The sequence below is a fragment of the Vibrio sp. V42_P2S4T144 genome (assembly GCF_009904715.1).
In the GTDB taxonomy this organism is placed as follows: Bacteria; Pseudomonadota; Gammaproteobacteria; order Enterobacterales; family Vibrionaceae; genus Vibrio; species Vibrio alginolyticus.
Map to the genome: position 1 here is coordinate 1 of NZ_WXWS01000050.1, position 13,939 is coordinate 13,939.

19 protein-coding genes and 1 pseudogene are annotated in these 13,939 nt (G+C 44.8%); 11 read left to right on the forward strand and 9 right to left on the reverse strand.

Features of this window, described 5'->3' with window-relative positions; translation table 11 throughout:
- From CAG68_RS22265 to CAG68_RS01545, 4 genes are all read right to left on the reverse strand, one after another.
- Positions 1-184 (reverse strand): hypothetical protein (locus CAG68_RS22265; RefSeq protein WP_237667822.1); only part of this gene is annotated, 184 nt, incomplete at its 3' end.
- On the reverse strand, positions 177-1,316 hold the full coding sequence (locus CAG68_RS01535) for a flagellin (RefSeq protein WP_005380443.1): 1,140 nt from the start codon (positions 1,314-1,316) through the stop codon (positions 177-179). The genes CAG68_RS01535 and CAG68_RS22265, both read right to left, overlap by 8 nt.
- 142 nt (positions 1,317-1,458) lie before the next feature.
- The gene (locus CAG68_RS01540; protein ID WP_005380441.1) at positions 1,459-2,361 is read right to left on the reverse strand and encodes a Dyp-type peroxidase; all 903 of its coding nucleotides are present in this window, start codon (positions 2,359-2,361) and stop codon (positions 1,459-1,461) included.
- Between the two features lie 46 nt (positions 2,362-2,407).
- On the reverse strand, positions 2,408-2,893 hold the full coding sequence (locus CAG68_RS01545) for a DUF2919 domain-containing protein (RefSeq protein ID WP_054702723.1): 486 nt from the start codon (positions 2,891-2,893) through the stop codon (positions 2,408-2,410).
- A gap of 144 nt (positions 2,894-3,037) precedes the next feature.
- Between CAG68_RS01545 and CAG68_RS01550 the strand changes: the two genes are divergently transcribed.
- Together CAG68_RS01550 and CAG68_RS01555 are read left to right on the forward strand one after the other, a co-directional pair.
- The gene (locus tag CAG68_RS01550) at positions 3,038-3,391 is read left to right on the forward strand and encodes a DUF2956 domain-containing protein (RefSeq protein ID WP_005380437.1); all 354 of its coding nucleotides are present in this window, start codon (positions 3,038-3,040) and stop codon (positions 3,389-3,391) included.
- A 3-nt stretch (positions 3,392-3,394) separates the two neighbouring features.
- Positions 3,395-3,727 (forward strand): DUF4156 domain-containing protein, encoded by a 333-nt coding sequence (locus tag CAG68_RS01555; RefSeq protein ID WP_005380435.1) that lies wholly within the window; start codon positions 3,395-3,397, stop codon positions 3,725-3,727.
- A 34-nt stretch (positions 3,728-3,761) separates the two neighbouring features.
- Here the strand turns inward: CAG68_RS01555 and CAG68_RS01560 are convergent, their stop codons facing one another.
- Entirely contained in the window at positions 3,762-4,049 is a 288-nt protein-coding gene (locus CAG68_RS01560; RefSeq protein WP_005380433.1) for a winged helix-turn-helix domain-containing protein, read from the reverse strand.
- Positions 4,050-4,340: 291 nt separating this feature from the next.
- Here CAG68_RS01560 and CAG68_RS01565 point away from each other — a divergent pair, with 291 nt between their 5' ends.
- Genes CAG68_RS01565 through CAG68_RS01580 form a run of 4 tightly spaced genes read left to right on the forward strand, consistent with a single transcriptional unit; the run spans position 4,341 to position 6,759 of the window.
- Positions 4,341-4,691 (forward strand): ArsC family reductase, encoded by a 351-nt coding sequence (locus CAG68_RS01565; RefSeq protein ID WP_005380431.1) that lies wholly within the window; start codon positions 4,341-4,343, stop codon positions 4,689-4,691.
- 18 nt (positions 4,692-4,709) lie between these two features.
- Positions 4,710-5,846, forward strand: a complete 1,137-nt coding sequence (dapE, locus tag CAG68_RS01570; RefSeq protein WP_086046958.1) for a succinyl-diaminopimelate desuccinylase — start codon at positions 4,710-4,712, stop codon at positions 5,844-5,846.
- A gap of 14 nt (positions 5,847-5,860) precedes the next feature.
- Positions 5,861-6,559 (forward strand): M15 family metallopeptidase, encoded by a 699-nt coding sequence (locus tag CAG68_RS01575; protein ID WP_025768261.1) that lies wholly within the window; start codon positions 5,861-5,863, stop codon positions 6,557-6,559.
- Complete coding sequence (locus CAG68_RS01580; protein ID WP_005380425.1) at positions 6,556-6,759, forward strand: DUF2897 family protein; 204 nt, start codon at positions 6,556-6,558, stop codon at positions 6,757-6,759. The genes CAG68_RS01575 and CAG68_RS01580 overlap by 4 nt, the downstream gene beginning before the upstream one ends.
- A 106-nt stretch (positions 6,760-6,865) precedes the next feature.
- On the opposite strand, the gene bamC is transcribed toward CAG68_RS01580, so the two are convergent.
- Positions 6,866-7,885: an outer membrane protein assembly factor BamC gene (gene bamC / locus CAG68_RS01585; RefSeq protein WP_005380424.1), complete on the reverse strand. Its 1,020-nt coding sequence runs from the start codon at positions 7,883-7,885 to the stop codon at positions 6,866-6,868.
- A gap of 80 nt (positions 7,886-7,965) precedes the next feature.
- Positions 7,966-8,844, reverse strand: coding sequence for a 4-hydroxy-tetrahydrodipicolinate synthase (gene dapA, locus CAG68_RS01590; RefSeq protein WP_047102853.1), 879 nt, complete (start codon positions 8,842-8,844; stop codon positions 7,966-7,968).
- A 474-nt stretch (positions 8,845-9,318) separates the two neighbouring features.
- Between dapA and CAG68_RS01595 the strand changes: the two genes are divergently transcribed.
- Positions 9,319-9,861, forward strand: a complete 543-nt coding sequence (locus CAG68_RS01595) for a glycine cleavage system protein R (protein ID WP_005380420.1) — start codon at positions 9,319-9,321, stop codon at positions 9,859-9,861.
- 16 nt (positions 9,862-9,877) lie between these two features.
- Entirely contained in the window at positions 9,878-10,348 is a 471-nt protein-coding gene (gene bcp / locus CAG68_RS01600) for a thioredoxin-dependent thiol peroxidase (RefSeq protein ID WP_005380418.1), read from the forward strand.
- Between the two features lie 77 nt (positions 10,349-10,425).
- Here the strand turns inward: bcp and CAG68_RS01605 are convergent, their stop codons facing one another.
- Both CAG68_RS01605 and CAG68_RS01610 read right to left on the reverse strand, forming a co-directional pair.
- A complete protein-coding gene (locus CAG68_RS01605) occupies positions 10,426-11,499 on the reverse strand; it encodes an AI-2E family transporter (protein ID WP_005389843.1) in 1,074 nt (357 codons plus the stop codon).
- A 1-nt stretch (position 11,500) separates the two neighbouring features.
- Positions 11,501-11,737 (reverse strand): sulfurtransferase TusA family protein, encoded by a 237-nt coding sequence (locus tag CAG68_RS01610; RefSeq protein ID WP_005380414.1) that lies wholly within the window; start codon positions 11,735-11,737, stop codon positions 11,501-11,503.
- A 257-nt stretch (positions 11,738-11,994) separates the two neighbouring features.
- On the opposite strand from CAG68_RS01610, the gene CAG68_RS01615 reads away from it, so the two are divergent.
- From CAG68_RS01615 to CAG68_RS01625, 3 genes and pseudogenes are all read left to right on the forward strand, one after another.
- Complete coding sequence (locus CAG68_RS01615; RefSeq protein ID WP_005394337.1) at positions 11,995-13,446, forward strand: beta-barrel assembly-enhancing protease; 1,452 nt, start codon at positions 11,995-11,997, stop codon at positions 13,444-13,446.
- Between the two features lie 16 nt (positions 13,447-13,462).
- Complete coding sequence (gene arsC, locus CAG68_RS01620) at positions 13,463-13,813, forward strand: arsenate reductase (glutaredoxin) (protein ID WP_005380410.1); 351 nt, start codon at positions 13,463-13,465, stop codon at positions 13,811-13,813.
- Positions 13,814-13,939: pseudogene (locus CAG68_RS01625) on the forward strand (flavodoxin domain-containing protein); the annotation flags it as partial.

Genomic DNA, 13,939 nt, shown 5'->3' on the forward strand with positions numbered 1-13,939 from the left:
GCGCATACCCTGTTTTCTTTAGAGAAAATTTTAGATTTTTTTGAAAATAATTCGTTTGGAGGGGTAATCGTGACAAAGCGGATAAAAAAGCAAAAAAACTTTCATTTTTCGCTAAAGCTTCTTTTCGAATTGTCGATACAGGCAGGTTTTGCGTTAAATTCGGGCAAGGCCGTTCATCAGCCAAGCAAGGTCAATGCTAGGTTTGGCGCTTGTTTTGCTTGCGCCAGAATAGAAGTACTGACCTGTTGTAAAATCTGTTGCTTCACCATTTGCGTAGTTTCTTTGGCATAGTCAGTGTCTTGGATACGACTGTTGGAAGCGGCTAAGTTTTCGTGGATGTTATCGAGATTATTGATCGCGTGATTAAAGCGGTTTTGATACGCGCCTAACTCCGCACGACTGCCATCTACCGTTTTCAAAGCATCATCTAAAATGCCGACCGCCATCTGAGCGCCACCGACCGTGCTAATATCAATACTATCTACCGTTCTATTTACGGTGACATACTTGCCAAGTTCTAACTCATCAGCCAGGCCACCACTGAAGGTTGGTCCAGGGTATTTTATGGCGTCCTTGTGGGACATGAGTAACTGCAGTTGCCCCTCTTCATTAACAGACGCTTTCACTTTATCGGTCTGCCCGTTAATGTAAGTCGCGAGTTCTTCTATATCGTCGCCAGCTTTAGCTTCAATACGGATCTCCTGCTCTTCAAAATTGTTATCACGGTAGCTGATAACAATTTCATTATTTCCGTTTTGAACCGTCCAATCTGAACTGACTCTTTGATATGAGCTCATTGAAAAGCTACCTAAAGATTCCGGCTGCATGGTCCGCAGGCCAATTTGTACCGCTTCACCAGCCGTTGCACCGATTTGAAAAGACGATGTACCGAATGTGCCGTTCAGCAATTTACGTCCACCAAAAGATGTGGTTTCTGCAATACGACTTAACTCATCATTTAAAGCAGAGACTTCTTCTTGCAGTGCAGTGCGCTCCGCTTTGCTGTTTGAACCATTGGCTGACTGTAGCGACAAATCACGCATACGTTGCATGATATTGGTCACCTCATTCATCGCGCCTTCCGCAGTTTGCATGATGGAAATGCCGTCATTCGCGTTGCGAACCGCAACATCTAAACCACGCATTTGTGATTGCAAGCGGTTGGAAATTTGCAGACCCGCAGCGTCATCCTTTGCGCTATTAATACGCTTCCCTGAAGACAAACGCTCCATGGATTGATTCAGCATATCCGTTGCACTGGTCAAGTGACGCTGTGCGACAAGTGCTGCAACATTGGTATTAACGGTGATCGCCACGAATAAAGAGTCCTAAAATTAAGGCTTTGAGTACTTATCGACCAAGTAACAGAAAAGTTTAGTGTTTTTTGAAAAGAGATTGGAATAGAAATCGAAAACAAAAGCCCTCCATTGGAGGGCTTAAGAAATAAAGTCTGACAACTTACTTGATGGCTAGCTCTGCGAGCATTTCTTGCGAAGGCGCGAAGAAGTACGCACCAGTTACCGCTGTTGTGAAACGAAGCATTTGGTCTGTTTTACCATCTGTCACGCCGTACATACTTTCTAGCATCACTTTAATGTTATGAAGTGTATTGCAGTAAGAAATAAACAGCAGGCCATGAGGCCCTGTCACCGTCCCGTATGGTAAGCTGTGGCGAACAATCTTCAAACCTTTACCTTCTTCTTTGATATCAACTCGACCAACGTGTGATGCAGCAGGAACGTCTTCTAGCTCGATAGAGTCTAGCTTGGTACGACCAATCACTTTTTCTTGCGCTTTGACATTCAATCGATTCCAAGCGGCAAGGTTATGTTCAAAGCGCTGAGCCATAACATAACTGCCTCCAGCAAATGGGCCCTCTTTTACTAGAGCCACATCAGCGCGAGCCTCCCCTTTCGGGTTTTCTGTGCCATCAATGAAGTCTGTCATATCACGAGCATCAAGGTAACGGTACCCATATGTTTCGTCCACAATGGTGACATCTTGTGCCGTCTCTTCTAGGAACTTACGCAACACGTAAAAATGCAAGTCGTGACGAGTCGAGTGACAGTGAATCAGTACATCTACGTCTGTTGCTGGAGCAACGATGTCACCTTCGCCAAGTTGAGTAAAATCAATAAGCTCTTCTGGCGCGTCTACATTAAGGTGTTCCCAAAACGATTTTGTGAATGCGATAGAAAGCGTCAGCGCTGCACCCGGCTGGGTAATGTTTAACTCTTCCACCAACTTTGGTAGTGCTTTCAGTTTTTCTAATACGTTTTCACGGTTTTGGTTCACTTTGAGTTGAGTGTACAGTGCAAATGGCCCGGCTTCTGGCACGATCGCCGTTTGAGCTTGTGACATTGAGGTTTCCTCTATTACTTTGCCCCAGAGTGGGAAGTTATTGTTTTTAATTCTTTGAATGCTGCTGTTCATCGTGCGCCAATTGTGGCACTTGAAAACAGTCTTTTACCCATCTTCCATTTAGAAGATAGATCATAAACCAAGCTAATAAGGTAATGGTAAGGGCGTTTGCCCAATTAAACACTCCATGTTCTAGGTACACATGATACATGGTCTGAGCAAGTTGAATACCGCACAAGATCAAAGTGATCTCGCGACCATAGCGAGTAATTCTGTTTACCCATCCTCTGTCGGGATGACGAAGCCCCATTAACCACATAAGAAGCAAACTTGGAATGCCCATCGCCAAACCTAAATACAACGTACTTGAATATGGGTAAACAATAGCGAGTAGCTTACTGCCACTATCACGACTTACACCAGCCATGGCAAACACCACCCATGAACGCACAAGAAACATCCATCCCACCCATAAAATGATCGGCGCCTTTAAAAATCCATGGGCGTCATATTGGTCAAACGAATAGCGCACAACATCTTCTTCTTTATGTGATAAAAACGTCACTTTAACCTATCGTTTCAGAGTTGCAAGCCAACAAAGATGAGAACTGAAGTTCATTTCAGCACCTTACACAGGTAAACTAAACAAAGATTTACAGCGACGTTGATGAGAAACATGAAAAAAAGAACTCCTGCCACCCCTGTGCCTTCTCAAGAAACTCAAGCCGAAGCGATGAGAATTGCCAAATCCACGCAGAAACCGGGGCAAACCAAAGAGCAAACCAAACTCATCGCTCAAGGTATCGAAAAAGGCATCGCGCAATATAAGAAACAACAAAAAGAGCGCAACCGCCAAGCCGATAAAGCGAAGAAAAAACAGCAACGTGAAAAACAACGTCAGCATGAAGAGATTATCGAACAAGACAATATCACCGACGATGCGCCAAACCATTCATCAAGCAAACTGCCTTGGACACTACTTGTTCTGAGCTGGATTGGCTTTGCTGCTTACATAGTATTGGGGAAATAGCTAATGAAACGCCTGTTACTTGGACTTTTTGTCGTGCTTCTAACGGGTTGCACGATGCCTTCTCACCTTACTCATGCTCAAAGTCAAGATGTTCATATTCGCATTGACGCGCAATTCGACCCTGAGCGATGCGAATACAAAGGCGAAGTCACCGGAAGTGAAGGCCATTGGTATAACTACATTTTCATGACTAATGACGCGATGATGCAAGGCGCGATGAACGATTTAAAAAACAATGCAGCGGCTATCGATGCGGACACCGTTTTTATGGTTTCCCCACAAGATTTTATCACTTCATTTAGCGTACTGGGTTCCGCCTACCGCTGCAATGGATGAGGCCTGAATATGAAAAAAGCCAGCAATTGCTGGCTTATGCACGAAATCCAAGACTGCTAGCGATATCTCTCTCCCGCTCTAGAACCCATTGGCTATCAAAAGGCCCCCAATCTGAAAGTTGATAATAGCCGTCATTATGACGTCGGCCATCTTGAACGAATATGAGTTCAATGCCGATCCCAGGTAACGCCTTGAGTACATCTTGAATAGTACGACGAGGCCACCCCGTTTTTTCGATCAACTTTGGCACATTCGGCCTTTCTAGGTTTTCCACCAACAAGGCCAAATATAGCCGCCTTGCAAAAACAGGACTCAATTCCATTGACACCTCCTAAAATTGTGCTGATTCATTATTTCGTTTTTGCTCAGCGAGGTGTTGCGTTTGATCAATAACTCGACTTTTCCATTTGATTTAGACGAATTTTTATTCGATTTATAGCGCATTCATCGTAAATAAGTTATGTGACATTAGTTATCTCAATCTATCTGAAAATATTTTCCACCGCATTTTGTCAGTTTGATTGCTTCTTGATAGGATGCTTTAACAGCCCAAATCACTTAAGTGCGTCTTAACCGCGCCAGTGAAAAATAGAACAAAGAAAAAGGAAAGACTATGTCGATTACCATGTTTGGTATTCCCAACTGCGATACGATCAAAAAAGCCAAGAAATGGTTAGAAGCCGAGGATATTGCTTACGACTTCCATGACTACCGTAAGCAAGGCATTGATGCAGAAATGGTAAGTGAATTTTGTCGCGCTTTAGGTTGGGAACAGGTGCTCAATAAACGTGGCACAACCTACCGCCAATTAGCGCAAGAGCAGAAAGACACACTTAACGAGGAAAACGCCATCGCTCTTTTGGTAGAAAACCCTGCGATGATTAAACGCCCAATTTTAAAAGTGAATGATCAACTTCATATCGGTTTTAAAGCTGATCAATACGCTAGCATTTTCAACTCTTAAATAAAGGAATACTCAAGGATGACAGACAGTCCAGTATTGGCACTTGCTAAAGATCTGATCAGTAGACAGTCCGTAACGCCGGAAGACGCAGGTTGTCAGGATTTGATGATCGAGCGCTTAAAAGCACTCGGGTTTGAAATTGAAGTGATGGTATTTGAAGACACCACGAACTTCTGGGCTCGACGTGGTTCAGAAGCGCCGCTATTTGCGTTTGCTGGCCACACCGATGTGGTACCAGCTGGCAAATTGGAACACTGGAATACACATCCGTTTGAACCGACCATTATTGATGGTTACTTGCATGGCCGCGGCGCAGCTGACATGAAAGGGTCGCTCGCCGCTATGGTTGTTGCAGTTGAACGCTTTATCGCCGAAAACCCAGATCACAAAGGCTCAATTGGCTTCTTAATTACGTCGGATGAAGAAGGGCCATTTATCAACGGTACCGTTCGCGTTGTAGAAACGTTGATGGAACGTGGTGAGAACATCGATATGTGTATTGTTGGTGAACCATCCAGCACCGAAGTGGTTGGCGATGTAGTGAAAAATGGACGCCGTGGATCCATCACTGGTGATTTAACGGTAAAAGGAACACAAGGCCACGTGGCCTACCCTCACCTAGCCAGCAATCCAGTGCACGAGTCTCTACTCGCGATTCATGAACTCGCGACGACAGAATGGGACAAAGGGAATGATTACTTCCCACCGACCAGTTTCCAGATCCCGAATGTATCGGCTGGCACTGGTGCGTCTAACGTTATTCCTGGCGAGTTCCATGTTCAGTTCAACCTACGTTTTAGTACTGAGCTTAACAATGACGCAATTGTTCAGCGTGTTACCGAAACATTGGACAAGCATGAGCTGGACTACGACCTAAAATGGACATTCAACGGTGACCCATTCCTGACCGATACGGGCGCACTGCTAGACGCGGTTGTAGCTGCTGTGGCCGAAATCAATGATACGAAGCCAGCGCTACTTACAACTGGCGGTACTTCTGATGGTCGTTTTATTGCTCGAATGGGAGGTCAAGTCGTAGAGTTAGGCCCTGTTAACGCTACGATTCATAAAGTGAACGAGTGTGTGAAAGTCGACGATCTTGAAAAGTTGACGGACATGTACGAAAACACGTTGAAACACCTATTGGCGAAGTAATCAGCGAGAACACAATGACACCAGAGCAACTCACCGGAATCACTGATTCCCATCTTCAATCCACACTAGTGGGGCAAAAGGCATTTATGCTTCACCCTAAAGTAGTCAATGACTTATTGAAGATGATTAATGCCGCAACCGAAGCAGGTTTCAAAATGGAAATCGCCAGTGGTTTTCGTGACTTTAATCGCCAAAAAGCCATCTGGAACGGGAAGTTTTCTGGTGAGTTGCCAATTCTCGACATAAACTCCCGCCCTTTGAATAAAGCAGAGTTAAATGACGAAGAGAAATTGATGGCCATTTTGCGCTGGTCGGCATTGCCCGGAGGAAGTCGTCATCATTGGGGTTGTGATTTTGATGTCTATGCGCGCAATTTATTGCCTGCTGACACCAAACTCAAGTTGGAACCTTGGGAGTATCTTGAAGGCCACCAGCAAGCGTTCTACCAATGGTTAAAAGCCAACCTTGGTCGGTTCGGTTTCTTCTTCCCTTATCAGCATGATTTAGGTGGCGTTTCGATTGAGCCTTGGCACATTAGTCACCGCGCTGTCGGGCAGCAATGCCTCGAGCAGTTGACGCTTGATGTACTCAGAAGCCAGTTGATTAAACAAAATCAGACCGACAACATTGCAGGGATTGACGTCATACTGAATAATTTGGATAACGTCGTTGCCAAATTTATTCACAATATCACGCCGCCGGAGGCTCTATGATAGAAATACTAACCAATCCTTGGGTCATTATTATTGTAGTGTTGAGCGTGGTCATTGGTAATATTGCCGCACTCAAATATACCGCAAAAATGAAGTTTGGTCAGATGGATAAAAGCCGTAAGAACGATTTAGATAAGCTGAACACATTGGATAAACAGCGCTACGCTGAAGAAGATAAAAACAAAAACGAGCCTCGTTAGTTACTCACCAGCTTCATCTCGACACATTTAATCTAAACATCAAAAAAGGGACCACTAGGTCCCTTTTCTATCATTAAGTAAACACGCCGCGTTAAGCTCGCTTTGTTTACTGCTTCACTGTTGCAGCCAATACAGGCGCTAGTGATTTCAAAAACTCTTCTTCTACTGGCTTGCCAGAGGAGTCGGTGATATTGATAGACGTACGGTTGCCTAAATCACCAAGTAAGAATGTGTACTTACCAGCGGCTAACTCCACTGGTTTAACGCCGATATCGTTCCAGAATTCATCATCCGGAGATGCATATTTCGCAGTGATTGTGCCCTGAGACTGGCTACGCTCTTCAATCTTAAAGCCCATCTTAGGTAGAATATTAGGCAGACGTTGCCAAAGCATGTTGTATTGCGCACGCGCGATAATCACAGGAAGTCCGCTGCGGTCTTTACCCATTGTGATTGGGATCTGTTTAACCAACTCTTGCGCTTTACGCTGTGCTTCTTCACGCACTTCTTGATCGTAGCGAGCGGTGACCAAGTTCGTCATGAACACATTGTAGCGCTCACGGTTGGTCGCCGTTACTTCTTTCACTTGATTGCCTTCACGCCAGTCAATAAGGCTCACCTTAAAGCCGTGTCGACCATTTGCTTCAGCGCGTACGATTTCATATCGGCTGCCAATTTCTAGCTCTTCATCTGGCGAATCCCAAGTCACCCATCCTGTCTCGATGCGAGAGTCTGTTTGGCTTTCAACTGGAATCTCGTTAGCCGCGACCATGTTTTGCACCGTTTGCCAAACTTTATCTAGTTCATCTTTACGAAGTAGCCAAAGTGTCACTTCACCATCACTGCTGCGGTCCAAACGTGCACCGGGAATAAGCTCTAGGACTTGTTGAGGTGGACGAATGTCGACATCTTTACCGACACCACCAGCGTAGTTACCCTGAGGGATCTCGTAGTTAGGGTAAAACTGAGGCTGTGCACCCTGTGGGACATTCCACTCACCCAAATTTGGGGAGTTCAAATACTCGAAGTCATCTTTTGCTTGACGACGTTGATTGGCACCACCTGAACAGGCAGTCAATACGAATACAGCTAATGAACTTAACACTAACTGGCTTGAAAGCTTCATCTATACTCCTAAAACACCGAGGGCGCTTTGGCCCCCAGTATGAACTTCAATCCTAGTAACTCAATCTTAATAGCTCAATCTTAATAAATATGGGCGTCTGTTAGCGACTGCTCGACGATCGGCTGCGATTTTTCAGAAAGCGTAGTTAAAGGAAGACGCAAACCACCTTCTTCAATCAAACCAAGCTTTTGCGCTGCCCATTTTACTGGGATAGGGCTTGCTTCGATGAAAAGGTTTTTGTGTAGAGTCATCAAGCGTTGGTTAATCGCTTCTGCTTCTTCGTACTTACCTTCACTTGCCAAATGGAACATGTCTGCCATGTCTTTAGCTGCAATATTGTTCGTTACCGAGATAACACCATTGCCGCCAAGTTTCACAAAATCCAGCCCTGTCGCATCATCGCCACTTAGTAAGATAAAATCTTCGCCACAAAGTTCACGATGAATTGCAATTCGTTCCAAATCGCCCGTTGCATCTTTTAGAGCTACGATATTATCAAGCTTTGACAAGCGTGCCACTGTTTCTGGCTGCATATCAACAGCAGTACGGCCTGGTACGTTGTACAAAATTAGAGGCACATCACTCGCTTCGGCAATTGCCTTGTAATGTAGAAACAAACCCTCTTGAGTTGGTTTGTTGTAATACGGTGTCACACTCAGGAAGCCAGCAATACCAGAATCAGCCAGTAATTTGCTAAATGTTACTGCCTCATGGGTTGCATTTGCACCCGTGCCAGCAATCACAGGGATGCGACCGTCGGCAAACTCAACAGTTTTATTAACGACCTTTACATGCTCTTCAATGGTCAGTGTCGCTGACTCACCTGTTGTGCCTACTGCCACAATACCGTCTGTACCCGCTTCAACGTGGTACTCTACTAGCTTTTGCAGACCGTCAAAGTCTACTTCGCCATCTGCTTTGAATGGCGTAATCAGCGCTACGATACTTCCTGAAAACATGTTTATCTCCCTCATTTAACTCTTTCTGCATGGTACTGTAATGCGATTGAAAAACACAAGAGCGTAAACTCGCTTACAAAGTACAAATGAATGAATAATTACCAGTTGTTAGAGGTCTAGCAACTTAATTGCTCTATTTGGTTTGATTAACGGCAATATTGATAATCGTGTTGGGCTTTCGAGTGACTTTAGAATCTATCAGTGATTTGGAAAATACTGAAGAGCACAAGCAAGGAAAATATACTCTTTGGTCTTGTTAGCCAAGTCAGATCTAAGTGAATAAAACGGCCAGACAATAGGCAAGCACATCATGCAAACGTTTTGTTTATCCTACAGCCTGCATTTACTGTTTATTTCCCACCACTCCCCTCAACATCCTCCTGCTTTTTATAGACTAAAAAGAACTGGCTCGATATTTCTTCGCAATATCTGTGCTAACATCTCTCTATTGAAGAAAGGACAAGAAGCTCATTTATGAAGCAACATCTGGTACTTACAGCAGTTGGAACGGACCGTCCAGGCATTTGTAACCAAGTCGTACAGCTCGTTACTCAAGCTGGTTGTAACATAGTCGATAGCCGTATCGCTATCTTTGGCAGCGAATTTACGCTGATCATGCTCCTGACTGGGAACGCCAGCAGCGTGACTCGAGTTGAAACGCAATTGCCCCTGCTTGGCCAAGAACATGACCTTATTACGATCATGAAACGCACAGCGGCGCACGAACTGCTCGATAACAGCTACACCATGGAAGTGTTTATTGAGTCTGAAGACCGCCCTGGGTTAACTGAAAAATTTACTAAGTTCTTCGCTGATCAGCAGATTGGTTTAGACTCTCTTAGCGCGCAAACCATCAGCAAGTCGAAAATTCAACTCGATTCTGACCAGTTTCACATTGCGATTACTGCATCTGTAAGCGCGGATTTTAATTTGATGCAGTTACAAGAAGACTTCGATGAACTTTGTAAGTCGCTCAACGTACAAGGTTCTCTGAATTTCATTAAAAACACACTATAAAGTAAAGGAAATCAAAATGAATACGCTGACAGCAGGCTCGCCAGCGCCAGCCTTCTCTTTGCTCGACCAAGACGGAAATACCGTTTCTCTTGAAGACTTTAAAGGCAAGAAAGTACTTTTCTACTTTTACCCTAAGGCGATGACGCCGGGTTGTACTACACAAGCAAAAGGCCTTCGTGACATCAAAGCTGAACTCGATGCACATAACGTGGTGGTACTCGGCGTAAGCATCGACCCTGTAAAGCGCCTAGGCAAGTTCATCGAGCGCGATGATTTAAACTTCACTCTGCTTTCTGATGAAGACCATGCCGTTGCTGACCAGTTCGGCGTTTGGGGCGAAAAGAAATTCATGGGCAAAGTATACGACGGTCTTCACCGCATTAGCTTTCTGATCAATGAAGAAGGCGTGATCGAACATGTGTTCAACAAGTTCAAAACCAAAGATCACCACGAAGTCGTATTAAACTACTTAAACGAAAACGCTTAAACGCTATTGTTTTTCTACAAACAAAAAGCCCAGCAAACTGCTGGGCTTTCTTTTAACCATCGTACCTTTGGTAACAACTACTCTTGTTCGACAGGTTCGTTTTCTTCCGTGCTTGGTAATGCATGCCATACGGCTTTGACTAATGTCGCTAAAGGAATGGCGAAGAACACCCCCCAAAAACCCCACAGCCCACCAAAGACTAATACAGCCACAATGATAGCAACTGGGTGTAAGTTTACTGCCTCGGAAAACAGAACAGGAACCAACACATTACCATCCAGCGCCTGGATAATACCGTAAGCAAGCAACAACCAATAAAACGGAGGCGTTAAACCCCATTGGAACAAACCAACGATAGCAACAGGTACAGTAACAGCCGCCGCACCGATATAAGGAATCAAAACCGACAGACCAACGGCTACGGCAAGCAACGCCGAGTAACGAAGATCTAAAAGGGCAAAAGTCACGTAGCTCACACCGCCCACGATTAAAATCTCTAACACTTTACCGCGAATGTAATTTGATATCTGCTCGTTCATTTCATGCCAAACTTTATTCGCCAATTTACGGTTTTTCGGCAGAATACCGCTTGCGATTCGCAGCATTTCTTCTTTGTCTTTAAGCAAAAAGAAGATAAGGAGTGGCACTAAGATCAAATATACCGCTAGCGTTGCAATGCTAACTAATGAAGCAAGCGACCCTTTGACGACACTTTCACCCAGCCCCAGTGCTTGGTTTTTGGCGTTCGTCACCACGGTTTCTACTATTTCTAAATTGGCTAGTTCAGGATGGCGCTCTGGCAATGTGACAATAAACTTTTGTAGCCCGTTGTACATGTTCGGAATATCGTTAATTAGATTACCGACCTGAGTCCAAATCGTCGGAACCAAGCCAAACAACGCAATTAACATTAACCCGACAAAGACCAAGATCACGATAATAACCGACAAAGTGCGCGGCACGCCCATACGACACATTTTGACAACTGGCCATTCAAGTAGATAAGCCAAAACGATCGCGACAAGTAATGGCGCAATCAAGTGTCCAAAGAAGTAAATGGTGATAAAGCCAAACAGCAAGATCGCGACGAGACTTACTGCGTGAGGGTCAGAGAAACGTCGTTTATACCAACGACTAACCATTTCAAACATCTTATGCGGATTCCTTATTGAAGACAGTCAATGTGTAGTGCTCTGATGTAGATTGGCAATCAACTGAGTACCCTTGGGCACTAAGATAGTTCACAATGTCTCGTTTAGAGCTGTTGTCCACCACTTGAATGACAAGTTGATGATACTGCTTTGCTTCTCCTTGAAAGACCTCAGCAGCATGACGCTTTGCAAGTAACAGTGCCATAGGACAACGTTGCTCACGCAAATCAAGTAACATGGATTCCATTGTATTGCTCTGCACTTATGATAGGGTTGTATTGTAACGGCTTTTTGAGCTGGTGCTAGCACTTCTGACATGATTTAACCACATGCTGAAATAGCTCGGATGTAAAATAATTTACGAAACCAATTCATTTATTTCCGGTCTTACTGTTAGCTTATATCCTCACGGATAACCAAAACGTATGTGGCGCTGTTAATAGGCTCTCGACCTGTAACCACATGCTTATGTATTTTGGAGAACCTTTTAAACGTATGTTAAAACGCACTCGCTCGCTAGTTTGCTTATGTCTTGCTGCTGCCATCAGTTCGCCGACAACTTATGCCAATAGCATTGACTTGCCAGACATTGGCACAGCTGCTGGTGGCACGCTTTCAATAGACCAAGAGTTGATTTATGGCGACGCCTATATGCGTATGCTCAGAGCCAGTAAACCTATCGTTAATGACCCTGTCATCAATGAATATATTGACTCTCTTGGGCACAAATTAGTGGCCAATGCGAATGATGTAAAAACGCCGTTCCACTTCTTTATGATTCGCGACCGTAATATCAACGCATTCGCGTTTTTTGGTGGCTATGTAGCGCTGCATTCTGGGTTGTTTCTTCATGCTCGTTCAGAAAGTGAGCTGGCCTCTGTTGTCGCTCACGAGATAGCGCACGTCACACAACGTCACCTTGCTCGGAGTATGGAAGAACAAGCGCGTCGCTCTCCGGCCACATTAGCCGCACTTGCGGGGGCACTACTACTTTCAATTGCCTCACCCGAAGCGGGGATGGCTGCAATTACAGCAGCAACCGCGGGCAACATGCAAAGTCAAATCAACTACACTCGTGCAAACGAAAAAGAAGCGGATCGCTTTGGTATTTCGACATTAGCAAAAGCCGGCTTTGATGTTCAAGCAATGCCAAGGTTTTTTGGCCGTCTTGCTGATGAGTATCGTTATGCGAGTAAACCGCCACCAATGCTCCTGACTCACCCTTTGCCTGAAGATCGAATTACCGATAGCCGTGCGCGAGCAAGAACCTATCCTCCAATGCGTGTTGTGCCTTCAATAGACTATCATCTAGCTCGCGCGCGCATTGTGGCTCGTTACGCTGGCATTGATGGACAAGCCGCCCTGAGCTGGTTTGAGAGAACCCAAAAGAAAGCCTCTGCGGACATTACACCTGCTTTTGATTATGGTCGAGCACTCGTGCATTTAGACAATAAACGCTTATCTCAAGCGGAACCAATTTTGAAAAAGTTACTGGAACAAGACCCAAGTAACCCGTTTTACTTGGACGCTATGACGGATTTATACATCGAGAAGAAGCAGCCAGAAAAAGCAACCGAGATGCTCCGCAAAGCGTTATCTCGTAACCCTCAAAATAAAGTATTGACCATTAACTACGCCAATGCGCTACTTGAGGACAATAAAAACGATCAAGCCACGCGAGTTCTTCAAAGATACACTCATGACTATCCTGAAGATACAAATGGCTGGCACCTAATATCGAAGAGCTACCACGCGCTGGGGCGTAGCGATGAAGAGTTGGCTGCTCGAGCAGAAATTTTGGCATTGCGAGCAAATTGGAATAAAGCGATTCAATATTATAGTGAAGCAAGTAAAATGGCCAAGTTGGGCAGCTTAGAGCAAGCGCGATACGATGCCCGTATCGACCAACTCATGATCCAAAGAGATCGATTCATGGCATTACAATAACGAAATGGAGAAAACCATGTCAGTCGTGATTTATCACAACCCTCGTTGCTCAAAGAGCCGTCAAACACTTGAACTGCTTGAGCAAAATGGTGTTACACCGGAAGTCGTCAAATACCTAGACACACCACTTAACGTGGATGAACTAAAAGCGCTGTACGCCCAGCTTGGCTTTTCATCTGTACGTGAAATGATGCGCACTAAAGAAAGTGAATATAAAGAGCTTGGCTTAGGCGAAGACTCCGTCAGCGATGAGCAATTATTCGAAGCAATGGCGAAAAATCCAAAGTTGTTTGAGCGTCCGGTTGTCGTTGCTAACGGCAAAGCAAAAATTGGTCGCCCACCAGAGCAAGTGTTGGATATTTTATAAATGGATTGCCAGATCCTTATTTTGTATTTCAGCCGTCATGGCTCGACAAAACAACTGGCAAGACAAATAGCAAGAGGAGTCGAATCGACTCCTCAATGCCAAGCAATTTTGCGTACAGTTGAAGAA